General features: G+C 48.1%; 4 protein-coding genes. All 4 read right to left on the bottom strand.

Features of this window, described 5'->3' with window-relative positions; translation table 11 throughout:
- Positions 1-25: 25 nt before the first annotated feature.
- Entirely contained in the window at positions 26-4231 is a 4206-nt protein-coding gene (locus MXE39_RS08635; RefSeq protein WP_246978250.1) for a hypothetical protein, read from the bottom strand.
- 157 nt (positions 4232-4388) lie between these two features.
- The gene (locus tag MXE39_RS08630; protein ID WP_246978251.1) at positions 4389-7541 is read right to left on the bottom strand and encodes a helicase-related protein; all 3153 of its coding nucleotides are present in this window, start codon (positions 7539-7541) and stop codon (positions 4389-4391) included.
- A 258-nt stretch (positions 7542-7799) separates the two neighbouring features.
- Positions 7800-13523 carry a DEAD/DEAH box helicase gene (locus MXE39_RS08625; protein WP_246978252.1) on the bottom strand — a complete coding sequence of 1908 codons (5724 nt, stop codon included), beginning with the start codon at positions 13521-13523 and terminating at the stop codon, positions 7800-7802.
- A 433-nt stretch (positions 13524-13956) separates the two neighbouring features.
- Complete coding sequence (locus MXE39_RS12980; protein ID WP_281503490.1) at positions 13957-14085, bottom strand: hypothetical protein; 129 nt, start codon at positions 14083-14085, stop codon at positions 13957-13959.
- Positions 14086-14441 lie beyond the last annotated feature (356 nt).

Here is a 14441-nt window from a genome sequence, read left to right as displayed (position 1 = left end):
TCTACCTGCACCCCATGCTCAAGCATCAGCTGAACAGGGTGCCCTCCTGCAGGCGATGCCATGCGTCCATCACCAGACGGAAAGTACGGTACTCACCAAAGCGCTCCATCTCCTTTTCTTTGAGCACACGAAAAGTCTCATGGATGCAGCCCTCACCAAATTTGGTCTCAGGATCCAGAATATACATCAGCTCCTCTTCATTGAGGCCATACAGACTGGCAATGATGGCATCAAGCTCAGCCATCAGCACTGCACGGCGCTCCTCATTGAAGATCCAAGGCTCTTTGCGCAGCAGCCTGCCGTCAAGCAGTGCATTCTGTTCATCGGTAAGCTCTCCGGCAAGGTCAGAAGCAAACTCATCCATATCGTGGTTGAAGTAAGTCAGCTCAGCAACGCGTCTGACGATCTGCCACTGGTGCTGCTCATCAATCTGATCAGGACGCAGAACAGGAAGCTGCTTCATAATGAACTTGCAAAGATGCGCACCGGTCAGTTTTTGCTTGGCAGCATAATCAAATACCATGGAATTTATCATTCCAAGCAGCTGTAAACTCCTCAGAATACCGAGATTGCAAAACACAAGGTTGAGAGTGCCTCCAATAGCGAAATCATACCTGAGCAGAGAGGCTATTGCAGTTCTTCTATCAGTAGACCTTGCAATGTCTCTTACTGCTAACGACCAACGTGACTGCTTACCTTCACTTTGTTCCAAAGCAACTAATTTAGGCACTTTTGTTAAAGGGACATTGTTTTTAACCCAGTACCAGGGCTCTATTGAAAGATCAGGATCCCTGAGGTCATCCAGATCATGTGCAAAGGTTGTTAATGGTCGTTCGTTGGCTCTATTATCGAAGCCTCCAAAATGGTGATTATACTGTCCGACCATCTTGCCCTCAAACAATGGGATATAGACCATATCACCAAGCACAAAGTTGCTGCCCTCCCTTATAGCGCCCACGCTAGTCAGCTGAGCAAATGTTCTGAACTTGTCAGAATCTCCTGACATATGAAACATGCTTGCAAACCTTACTTTCCAAGGAGATTTAACAGTTTCATCGCCCGCATTTTCATTACACATCACTACCGAGTTTGTATAGATTTTCTGAGTCAGCTGAGCGTCATAACTTGTCCTAAACACGGGGCATGTTCTTGTGTTTGGATTGAATCTGGCAAAATCACCTGTATTTAAAGTAAAGACGCGGTTTTCATCCAGAATCTGATCAAGTCTAGTCAGGAAAAAGCCAACACTTACATCTCTTTCAACTTGACTACCATGGCCAGCAGCAATAATACAGAACCTGAAACTACGATGGATATCAAAAATTCTGTCGGAATTTTCAAAATCGTACAGTGCATTAAGTCTGTTTTCTTCGCTAAGCTTCTGAAAAAACGCCTTATTGCTATCTGCAGTAGCAATTCCAGTAGGAAGTACCAGTCCCCAAACATCCATGCAGCAGTTCAAACAGTGCTCTGCAAACAGAGGAAATAAATCAATATCTCCAGAGCCTGTCAGCACACATCTTCCTGCAGCACGTATGAATCGCCCCATACTGTCTGCATTATGAATGGCTGCTTTGTAAAGCGATATTACAGGGTCATTCTGCTTATCAAGCTCATCAATAAGTTTTTTGCGAATGCTGGCATTGCCAGCACTAACAATGTCCTTACGGCCATGCTGAGCAAACCACTGCTTATCTTCAACCTTAATTTTATCCCATGGCGGATTGCCACACATGACGTCAAAACCGCCATCGTCCGCAAAAACCTCAGGAAACTCAATGGCCCAGTGGAAATACTTGTACTTTGATGCAGCCTCTGCTGCCGCATTGTTCAGAGGTGTCTCTACTACATTGCTGATACCAAGGGGATCGTGCTCACTATCATCATCGGTATTGAGCTGCTGCAGGGCTGAGTAGACTGTGCCTGTATAAGGGATGGACGGGACAACATGCAGTGTGCTGGCATCGGTGCCTGAATCGCGTATGGCTACAAGGTCTCGCGTATCAAAAAGATGGAAGTATGAGTAGGTGTAGATATTGGCAGCATTGCGCAGAATCTGCATTTCACGGCTAGCCATGACCTCCTCTACCGCACACTTGCGGCGCTGCTCATCAGCCTCGGTATTGCCCTTAATGTCAGTGATTTTGCGCATGGTAGCAGCAACTGAGGCCATGATCTGGGCAACATTGACGCTGGTATTCTGACTGTCCAGCAACATACCCTGACCAATGGCCTCACCATCAGAGATGGTGCCATTGTTAGTGACAAAATGCTCAAGAGCAGCCTTGTTACAGGCTGTTATTGCCTTTTTTACTTCCTTGTCTGTTTCCTTGTCAGTTTGTTTAACTGCAAAAGCCTCTTTAGGCACACCATTGAACAGCATGTCAAAGCTGTGACCAAGTCCTACGACAGAGTTGCCACATTTGATGTGATGGTCAAGGAAAGACAGCGGCATGCCGGCGCAGTACCCCTCAATCCAGAGAACCAGCTTACACAGCTCTACAGCCTCAGGATTGAGATCTACTGCGTAGATGCATTGTGCAATAACCTCATGCAGGGCGCGGCGGTAATCAGATGAAACAGGATTGTCCTCACCAGTTCTGATGGAGCAGACATACCAGGCAATGGTGCGGGCCATGGCCAGCACAAAGTGTCCGGAGCCGCAGGCAGGGTCACAGACTTTCATTGACAACATAGCATCAACCTGAGCTTTCGGGTTGCCTTCATGCTGGCTTATGCGCTCCTTGATAGCAGGCTCAAGAGTAATCTTGAGCAGAGCCTGCACCAGATCCGGCCTGGTATAGAAAGATGAGGTAGTCTTACGCTCCAGACCGGCATCATATTCAAAATACCAGCTTGAAATAGAGCTGCCCTGGGTAATGCGAGGGCGCATTTCCAGAATGCCCTCATAAACGGATCCAAACTCTTCGACATTAAGGGCAGCATAGTTGATACGTACCTTGGCGCCCTTAGGGTCGCTGAACTCATCCAGCCATGAGAATGCTTCAAGCAGCTGCTCATTGTTTATGGAGCAGTTCTTCAGATACCTGAGCGTGTTCTCATTAAAAAGCCTTCCGCCAAGAGGCTTTATTCCCATAGCCTCACCAAAGCTACCGCTTTCAAAGAGGCGGAATGTCTCCATAAGGCCTGTCCAGAGGTCATTAAACTCTCTGTTTTTCAGCCATGACAATTCTGACTTGCGACGCAGGCGTGAAGCTGCATAAAACTCGTAATATACGGCCTCAAATTGCTCAAGTTGTGCTTTCTGCTCATCGTTTTGAGCAAAATCAGGGTCGAAAATTAGCTTTCTGTCCTCAATGATAAACAGGAACAGAAGCCTGTAGATAAAGTGAATCAGCTCCTTATTGAATTCCTGTTCACTAAGCAGTCCACTGCTGAGGCTGTTGCGCAGGAGTTGATTACCCTCACCCTCTCCCTGCAGTGCTGCATTGGCAATACCCTCCATTGCCTTTTGTACAGCATCTGACAGGCCATCACGAATACGGTTACCGCTCTCAATGCTGGCATTGAACCACTGCTCAAAAATGCAGGCTTTATCCTGACTGACCTTAAAACGGCTGGCATGAAGCAGTCTGTACATGAGACAGAACTCAGTGTACTTGTCCTCCTCCACCATCTTTCTGATGTCAAACTCGATGTAACTGAGTTTAACCAGCTGACCGCTGCTACGAATCAGGCGCAAGGTAATGCCATTACTTACTACACCGTAAATATTGTCAGTTGAGTTGAGGTAAGCAAGCATGGTGGCATGCGGCGAACGCTGGCGATGCATGCCCTTATTGCGGGCATCAAGGCTGTTAACCGACTTTTTCTCGGCTGAACCATCCCCATCAGCAGCAGCGATATCGCCTACCACCAGGAAGGGCATGTCGTTGAGGTCTTTGGCCAGATAAGTAATATCGTAGCCAGCCTCATTAATAACAATCTTTACATCCTGACGGGTCAGGCTGTAGCCAAGGCTATGCAGAAGGCGTTCAGTAAGGTTGCGGGAACGTGTAGTTCCATACTGATCTTTGAGCAGTGGACGGGATGTAAAGAAGTTATAGTCTGCCCTCAGCGATGACCATGCATAGTCTATAGCATAGGATAAAGAGTCAGGCTCGCCATAATCACTGTCAGAGTTGCCAGTGTAGGTCTTATCACGCTCTACAGAGTTAAGAATTTCCTCTGTCAGCAAGTTTCCGTGCACATGAATGGATGTGTAGTTCATTACTCTTATCCTGCATGTAAAATGATTTATAAAGCAGATGCAATGGTTATTGTATTAAGGACTGGCTTCTGATTATCTGGGATCTGAAGCCGCACCATCCCATGGTTTCCTTTGTTTTACGGGAGGGTGCTGCAGGTATGGTGCCGCTGGCTGGCGGTCAGGCTGGCAGGTAGATGTAGGCGCCTATTACGTCCATTGGCAATACCGGGGATACGTACTGGTACTCCGGGCAGCGGGCGTAGATACGGTACATGCTGAATGCTTCAATCATGTGCTCAGCACGCTCCTGTGCTACATCATCCGTGTAGCTGCGCAGCACATGCTCGTCGTAAGTCCAGTCAATACCGTCAGCAAAGACCTGTTTCTGCTGAGCAATTTCCAATTTGCTGGCCGGGGTAGCGTTATCAAATATTTCCCTGGCCTGCTGAGCGGTAATGAACTTTCTGTCCTCAATCTTGCCCTGGTAACCCATGAAGATCATCTCTTCACCAACCAGCTCACGCTCAGGATTTTTCACATCACTGATTACGCTGCGTACGCGCATCATCAAAACAGTGGTCTTCTCCTGCACATATGCAGTCTTCATGACCATGCCACGACAGCCACGCAGTCTGGCTTTGTCCGAGCTTGGTCCTGCAGCACTGTCAGAGCTCTGCTCAGTGCCGTTTTCGAGCGCATGGAGGCGTGCGCGTGATGCATGGGTGTTCTTGATGGTCTCGTTGAGGACGGCACGGCTCAGATACTCAACCAGAGAATGGTTGCGTCCTACATACATGTAGTTCTTTGGTGTAGGAGAGGCAAATGAGATGCGAATACGGTTTGCATCCTGCTTTGACCTGGATTTGGCTACACCGGTCTGGTTTTCACTTGAGAAAAACTTACGTAACTGGGTGTCAGAGTAGTTGAACAGATGGTTTCTGAAGAATGAGTAGCAAAGCTCACTGTCCTTATCAACCTGAAGAAGCAGCATGTTTTTTAACACACCAACTACAAAATTGCAGGTATCCTCAACTGTTCCCATTACCTGGGCGGCGGCGTTAAGGGAGTTCTTAAGATTTGCCGGATCCATCTGCCTGGTGTTGTGAGCAAAATAAGTATGTGACTTGCGCTCGAAGTCCTCCATACTCTTGAGCTCGACCAGAAACTCCTTATCAAGCATCTCACTTTCAGCAACCTCAGGCATGGACTCAAAAAGGGAGAGCTGACGTGAACCGTCGTCCACATGTCTCTGTCCATACTCCATAACGCGCTGCATGATGGACTCCATCAGGGACTCATCATTGTCGGATATAGGCAGATAGACGCCCAGACGCTTGCGAATCTCTTCCTGCTTGCGGTAAAGCACACGCAGCACTATGTCATCGACTGGGTTCTGGCTGGAGTGCAGAGTGGCAATCATTACTTTTGCAGAGAGCTGGCCGAAACGGTCAATACGGCCGTTACGCTGCTCTACACGGTTTGGATTCCATGGCAGATCGTAGTGGATTACAGCGTCAAAACCTGTCTGCAGGTTAACGCCCTCAGAAAGACAGTCAGTACATACAAGCACATGCTGTTCTGTTTTGGAAAGCTCCTCAATCTTGATTTTGCGCTCTTCATCAGCAAGTCTTGAGGTAATGGTCGCAATGCTGATGTTTTTGAGCTTCTTGTCAGAACTCAGAGCCTTTCTGATGTAATCACCTACATACTCTGCAGTCTGAATATACTGACAGAAGATGATTGGATTCATGCCCTCAGACAGAGCAAACTTAACAATATCAAGGGCACGTCTGACCTTATTGTCGTCATCATTTTCCTTAATGCTCTCAAGAACATTAATAAAGCTGGAAAAACGCTCACGCTCAGCCTTTTTGGCAGCCTCAAGAGTCTCTGGCACGACGTCATCGCCGGTTAGCAGGTCTTTGAGACTGTCGTTGAAAGCAAAGATGTTAGGAACCTCGTCTGTGCTTTCGCTTACTTCGGCTCTTTCAGCTTTCTTATCAAGCTTGTTCTGAAGCATTCTGATGCCGGCTTCAGGTGATGACATCACACCACGCATCAAAGAAAGCAGGTCCCAGTAAGTGGTACGCTGAGTTCTTCTGTCCTCATTAGCCACATTGCGCATGCCCTCCTGAACATAGTCGATAATGCTTTGCAGCATCTGAGAGTAGCTCTGGGAGTGTACATAGTTTTCCGCATCAACCAGATGATCATCCTTCTTACGACGGCCACGGCCTGATGCTGCAGCTGCAGCCGCCTCAGTAACAGCACCAATAGCCATACGCTCAGGGAAAACATTCTCTCCATCACCGAGGTATGGACGAATGTCGGCACGACGACGCTGTACAAAATGCTTTGAAAGAGATTCACGCTGCTTTGGAGTAGAAAGATCAAAGCTGGCAAACTCAGGATTGAGCATGCCAATCAGGCTCTGGAACTCCTCGGTATGACCGCTGTGTGGGGTAGCAGTAAGCATGACCATATGCTGGCCTTCGCGTGAAGCAATATCCTTGATTAAGGAATGACGCAGCTGCTGCCCCTTGGTCTTGCTGTGAGGTAAAGCGCAGGTATGGGCCTCGTCAACAATAACAAATTCAGGACAGTGATCGACGAACAGAGTACGACGATTATCCTGCTTGATGTAGTCAATGGAGACGATGATGTAAGGAAGATCACGGAAGATGTTCTGATCCTGACGCAGGCTCTTTTCCAGACGGGTTACGGTAGATGAACGGATGATGTGAGCATCAAGGCCAAACTTGTCCTTGATTTCATTCTGCCACTGCTCGCACAGGTGAGGCAGACAGATAACAGCAAAACGTTTGATTTCCTTACGGGCCAGCATTTCACGGGCAATAAGAAGAGATTCAAGGGTTTTACCAATACCTACGTCGTCTGCAATCATCAGACGAACATTCTCCTGCTTAAGAGCCAGAAGTAAAGGCACCATCTGGTAAGGACGTGGCTGGAAGGACAGTCGTCCCAGGGACATGAAAGGTCCTGAGATGTCACGGAATGACAGGCGGCAGGCATCGAGAAACAGATGTCTGGTATGAGGATCTGAGTACAGATCACTGAGCTCAGGAGGATTAAACTGCCATGACTTGAGACCGAGATTGACCAGAGCCGTGTCAATAACCTTGTCTTCGGTATTGCATCCCTTGTCAGCATATAAAGGCAGGTAAACACCTGTAATCTCATCGTCAGTACCACCAAGAGGCTTGAGCTTCATAATGGTACGCTTCTCAGACTGAAGCACTACCCACGGACGGTTACGGAATTCAACCAGGGTTCCTGTCTTAAACTGAAGTTTATGGGTATCACCAGACATGGCGTTTCCTCAGAAAACAATTATTGATAACCAGAGTGCTGTTGAGAATATGCACTCCTGTTAATTTTGTAATGCAAATTCAGTACTGCAACTGAGGACATGGAGATATGCATTTATGCATGTATCCGTGCATGCACTCTCGAGTGCGTTCGTGCACACGTGCGATAGTGCATGCATGGTCATGCTGCTCAGTGCAGCCGGTTTCAGGCAGAAGGTTGCTGCTACTCGTGAACCTTGTAAAACAGGTAAGTGTTGCGGCTACTCGCGGACCTTGTAAAACAGGGAGATGTTTCTGCTGATGAAGCTTGCAAGGTCATCTCTGTAGTTCCAGGTCAATACCTTGAACCTGCCGGTGTTTACAAGCTCGGCGCGTCTTTCAATGTCACTCTTCCTGACCTCAGGTCTGTCGTGCGGGGTGCCGTCACAGAAGATCAGATATCTGGCCTCACCTTTATCGTCGTTGTAATAGAAATCAGGCTGAATCATGAACTCTGACATCCTCAACTGAGCACCATCAGGAAGTCTTATGCCGTTGCTGTGCAGATACTCAAGGAAAGCAGTCTCGGTTGAGCTGTCAGGGTCCTTGAGCTGCATCAGTTCATTGAACTTTTGCTCATAATCCTCTGATGACATAAGCTGCTGACCGTAAAAGTGCAGCTGCCATGAGTCGCCACACAGCTTCCTAAGGGAGAGGTACACAGATCTTATGTCTATCAGGGTGTGGAACGGCTGGTTGTAGTAGCTCAGAAGGTTACTGTAATCAGCAGGCTTGAGCTCCCTGAGTTCCTGACCGTCAGGGTCATACTCCTTGTCTCCATAGCAGATTTCATATCCTTTCTGGAACACTGAGCGCAGCTTGTCCTGGCTGCAAATCAGACTCTTAAGAATACCAAGTGAGCTTTCAGCACTCTCGTAGATGAAAAAGTTTGGAGCTCGATCATTGCCAACAAGCTCTACAGCAAGCTCCGAGCTTTCAATCATGAGCGTATCTTCAATTGCCTTCTTGACAGCAAAGGCCAGAGTAAGAACAGCCCCCCGGGCACTGGCAGCCTTATCAGCATCAATGACAGTGCCATCAAGTGAGTCAAAGCTCTTCATCTCAAGTTTTGAGACATCAGGTATGAAGTAGATACCATTTGCCTGAATCTCATTGTAGAGATTAATGGTTCTGATTTTGTCTATGTCGCTTTCAGATCTGGTGGCCTTTGACTTTTTGTCGCTGGCTTTCTGGAGCTCTTCAACAGTTCTTTCAGACTTGAAATAGCCATTAGTACAGTCGATGTAAAAGCCACCATTACTGGATTTTGAGGCGCTGTTGAGCATAAAGACGACCTTACATGCAGGCATATACGTCATCTTCATCAAGGTGTCATCACCAGTCCTGATTTCATTGCGAATCATGGAGTCACTGCTGTCAGGCCTGATGTAAGTGTCCACGGTATAACGGGCTGACTCACGCTCCTCCTCACGGCAGCTGATGCCACTTTTTTCGCTGGCGGTAACATCGCCAATCTTGCAGCAGAAAGAACCAAGCTCCTTTTGGATAATGGTCTCACCAGTTACGATATCGAGCATGTCAGCCTGCTGCTGGCTGTCATCTTTCTCAATGCTGCAGATAACACCAGTGTGCTCATTGACCTTGATGCACTCACGCTTGAGCTCTCCAGAGATATTCAGACGATTGACACTGAACTTGGACCCACTGCAGTAAATGGTATTAAATGGACTGAACTCCAGCAGAGCTATCTTTCCAGAGCGGCTTAAATACCTGAATCCACTGCCTGACATCTGACTCTTGCTGGCAGGAGTGTAATTAAGCGTAGCCCGTACCGGCAAGCGCTCGAAATTGTAACCTGGTAAAAATCCCTCAGCAGCAAGATAGCGGAAAGGATAGAACTCATTGTTCTGCGGATCCCTGTCATCGCCTCTGTAGATCCTGGAAATCTGCATGAAAATGCGATCGAGACTTATCTCAGGGGAGCGAACAGTCTGGCTGCTGAGCATTTGCTTATTGAGCAGAGCATCAAGATCTCTGATAACACGACGCACACGATCAAATGCATTGTCGAAATCTCCAGGGTAATTTCTGATTTGCTGCTCAATCCACTGGTCATCAAACCACTGGCAGTCAACCGACCCCAGCTTATTTTGAATACCCTCATAAGATATTAAGGTATTGAACACAGTCCTGACCTGCTCTATCTGCTGCTCATCAAGCTCCAGACTCTCTTTGACTTCATCTGTCAGCCCAATGTTCGGATCTGTTTTGATGTCGTTGATGATGCGGCTCATTGACTGGCTCAAGGCAGGAACAGGCTTGATAGACATAATGACAGAGTGCAGGTGGGCCCTCATCAGATCTTCGTTAATAAGCTCCATACGAGGCTCTTTAACAGCACCATTGACCATCCTCTCAGGATACTTCAGATAGTAGCTGTCATGAGGGTTTCTGGTTCTGCAGAAAGTGTATACCAGAGCAGCCTGACCACTTCTGCCTGCACGTCCGGCACGCTGGGTGTAGTTAGCCGGGGTTGGAGGCACATTACGCATACCAACAACAGACAGCTCGCTGATATCAATACCCAGCTCCATGGTAGGTGAGCAGTACAGAACAGGGAACTTGCCATCGCGGAAGTCGCTCTCTGTCTGCTGACGAACTTCCTTGTCTACCTGACCAGTATGTTCGCGTGCCTGGAGCATTTCGCTGCCATCCTTACTCTTCTTTCCTGAAGAGTAAATTTTGGCTACCTCCTCATACAGGGCCCTGTAGAACTCATTCTCTTTGGACTTGATCTCAGGACTGTCATAGATCATGCACTCAGGATCATTCCAGCCACTGCCTCTGATCTCATCGAAACTTGTTACCTTACAGCCATTCTCATCAGGCAACCTGAAGTAGATAACCCTGTTATCAAGCTGGTAACAGTTGCTTTCCCTTTTAATCAGGAAAGCGCTCATAGAGTCAAGAAGCTCAGTCATAAAGGATGAGTAGTTTTCATCCTTATCAATTTCAATCTGTGAAAGCCTGTTAAAAGCAACAGTATTGCGCAGCTTCCTTGCAAAGTTACTGCGTGGGCCAATACTTACCAGCTCACTGTAGAGGTTTCTTGTCCTGTTTCTGTTACGGCCTGAATCCCTGGTGTTGACACAGACTGCAGCTGCAAGGGTGATTGATGCCCCCAGATCAAGTCGCCAGGGATATTTAAAGTCATTTAAGATGGCAGTCTTGAGCTCAGAAGCGCTCTGCAGGTCTGCTACCACATCGTGCACGGCGCGCTTAAGTCTGAAGTAATCAAGCACCATGGTGATTACTTCTTTGATTAAGTCGGTGCGGCCCTCAAACACGGACCAGAAGCCCTGCTTATACACAGGGTCGGTATCGATGGTGTCAAGACCGGTGTAGCCCACAGCAACCAGGTTACATGCCTCAAGATTTGGCATGTTCACAGACCAGTTGTGAGAGATATCTCCCATCAGGAGCCACAGCAGATACCTGTTAAGAGTCTCATGTGACTCATTGGCGCGGCTGTAGCCTAACTTCTCGTCCTTTATGTAGTCCTCAAAATCAAGAGACAGGGCCTCGATAATCTTGCCAGGAGTAGCGCGCAATTCCAGCCTGTCAGTTGCAGCGGCATCAGCAGCCGCGCCAGCGGATGCGGATGCAGCATCTGCGGATGCGCCAGCGGAGTCGCTGGCGGCTGCTGCCAGCTGCTGCTCTGTAAAATCATTTACAGCCTTGAGAAGACCAGCTCTTAACAGGGCACTGCAGATAAAATCGTTGAAGTGACCGGCCTGCAGAGCAGCGTCCTGACGGGCATCAACGAAGGTCATTACCTTGCATTCTTTAACTCCGACATCGAACTTCTCCCTCATGGTTACAATGTCAAGATAATTGAGAACCGTTGTGGCAGTAGAACGTCCCTCGCTGCCTATCTTGGAAAGGCGCGAGTAGTCAGAAGGCTTGTAGGTAAAGCGCAGATTGGCTGTAGGGTCAAAGGCCAGCGGTGCTGTGATGAAAACACCCTCGATCATGTCGTCATAATCAGCGGCATGAACAGGATCATCAAAGCCAATACCGTCAGCGCGGAACCAGAATCTCTTTGGCTCTCTTCTCAGAGCGGCCTTGCTCTTCTTTTTGGCTTTGGATTTGGATGGCTTATCCTCAAAAATGTCGTAGGAGTCATCAGGATCTTCATCTTCCTTACAGCAGCTTAGCAGATCATCTACAGTCTGATTGCCATGAGGAACAATGATGTATCCCATGGTAAGGCTTTCACCGCCCTGATTTTCGGCCTCCTTCTGCTCCTCAACAGTTGGCAGAGGGAGATCGATATCTCTTGGATTAATACGGTAGCCTGAAATAGCAGTGTCAGCAGCCAGCTGTACACTGTAAAACTCCTGACCTGAATAGCGGCTGAACAGCAGCGGATAGTAGAAAATTCTGCTGCTGTTATATGAAGAGTTTTCAATCTGGCAGACAAATTTTCTGTAGCCGTCATCATCAACCGCACCTTCATCTGCCCTGTCATTGCGGTTGAAATACATCACATCATAAAGTGTTATGGAGCGACAATCAGGCTTGCCAAGGGTCGCATACACAGTACCAGTCTGTCTGATGAACTGATGAATCCTGAATGGCATGACAGACTTTCGGTTTTGTAAAGTGTAATTGCTGCGATTGATGATATTGGCCCACTGCAGCATTTCCTCAATTCTGCCCTTGCTCAGCTCGAAATGCTTTTTATCATCATTCTCACTTACAGAGCCCCAGGCAGCATGAGCCATCTTCTGCGCCATGGCCTCAATGGACAGAGGAGTGCCGCGCTGATAAATGCCCTTATCATTTTTCTGCAAAGCAATATTCTGCTCTACCCAGCGACTGATCTCCCAGCAGGTAAATCTCTCCAGCTCGTCTTTAATGACATCATCACCAAAACTTACAGCTTCGCTGAGACTGGAGCATGATGAAGGGCAGCCTCTTTCCAGAGCAGCTTTTAACTGCTCATCAGATACAGGATCAGGGGCCATACCCTGGGTAAGGGTTTCCTCAACGATATTATCCCTGGTGTAGGTGCTGCCGAAAATATCAGAGGCCACCTTTGCAACTGTGTCTACGCGCTCATTGCTGCTGATCTTCTCACCAGATACCATGGTTGCAGAGGTGCCAAGGCATCTAATCTCACCTACATTGTTTTTGTGATAGTCATACTGCTCTGCCTGAGCCTTGATGCGGCGGATCAGATAGGCCACGTCCGCACCCTGCATGCCACGGTAGGTGTGCAGCTCATCAAATACAATAAACTTCAATGACTGCAGAAAGCTGTCACGCAGGCCTTTCTCACCATTACGGGTCATGAGCAGCTCGAGCATCATGTAGTTGGTCAGAATAATATTAGGTGGATTTTTCTGAACCGCACCTCTCTGAACCTCAGTCTCCTGACCAGTGTAGCAGGCAAAGGTAACAGGGCACTCGCCCAGACCAGAATCCTCCCAGATCTTCTGATAGTTCTCCAGCTCCTGCTTCTGGGAGTTGATGAGAGCATTCATCGGATAAATTACCAGAGCGACAGTCCTGTTTTTGACCTGCTGCTCGTTCTTGAGGATGTAGTTGAAGATTGAGGCCATGAAGGTACGTGACTTGCCTGAGCCGGTACCTGAGGTGACGATAAAGTCCTTATCTGCGGCAGCAAGACGCAAGGCATCTTCCTGATGCTTGTGGAAGCGGTTCTGGAAAAAGCTGCTCAGACGCGGGTCAAGGTCTACTTTGTTTGGTCCGTCACTGTCTCCGGCAATCATCTCTTCTACAGACTTGCCCGGTGCAAACGTAGGGTTGAACTGAATGAGCCTGTCTGGCCAGAGAGTTTTGTTGTCAAAAGCAGACTCAACCATTGTTTTAATACGCTCATCGCTTACCTTGACTGAGCTTTTGATGTACTCAAGGTATCGCTCATCGCGCTTATTGGCAAAATCAATGATATTCACTTGGTTCAACTCCTTGTTGGCCACATACAGGGATAAGGATTAAGCTGCACAGTCCATTCCCTTTGTCTGACAGGTGACACGACAGCCATGCCAGAGACTGACACATTCACATCAGTAATTAGTCCGGTCAGGACACATCAGACCAGTGTACAACAATACACTGCCCGTCATAAATGACTGGCACCACAAAAAGACCATATCAGACCACAATAAGTGCCCCGCCCCATCCACGATTATCAAATAACAGCTACTTTGACAGAAAAAACTGCCTGCAACTCAATTAAACCAGCCAGCCAAAGGCAGCCTGCAGACCGCCCCGTACACAGCCATCAGATCTACCTGCACAGAAATCTCCAACCCTCCAAGCCACACAGGCTCCAGCCCCCAAATCACGCCAGTCAATCACTGATATCACTCAGACAATTCTGAGAGCCTAAGGAGCGCTCAGAGCATGATCTGCGTTCTGGTTATGAGCAAAGCACAGGACCTGGGAATAGAACATGGAATGAGTAAGGCCACTGCTACGGCCGCAACTATGGCCACTGCCATAGTCACTGCCCATGTGTATGAAGCATGTTCATCAACCAGGGATATGACCTGGGCTACAGCAGGTTGTAAAGTTTTTGAAGGTATGAGCTGAATGGGTAATGATTTTCAATACCTGGCAATTAAAACGCTTTATATATTTTATTAGATTAATATCTTAAAGAGATTTCACATTCAATTGCCAAAAGGGCGCGTCCTGATAAGACGTGCCCTTTCTTATTTATGTATACCTCATGATGCGGGTAATGACGCATGCTCCGTGGTAAGCGCAGCCCTGCGGCCAGAGCCGTCAGGCGGTCAGTGCAACCTTTCGGCTGTGGTCGGCAGTCGGTCAGTGCAGCCTTGCGGCCAGAGCCGTCAGGCGGTCAGTGC

This window comes from Anaerobiospirillum sp. NML120511 (genome assembly GCF_023050955.1).
In the GTDB taxonomy this organism is placed as follows: Bacteria; Pseudomonadota; Gammaproteobacteria; order Enterobacterales; family Succinivibrionaceae; genus Anaerobiospirillum.
Note: the sequence above shows the minus strand (reverse complement) of the source record. Positions and strands in the feature narration are given on the sequence as shown.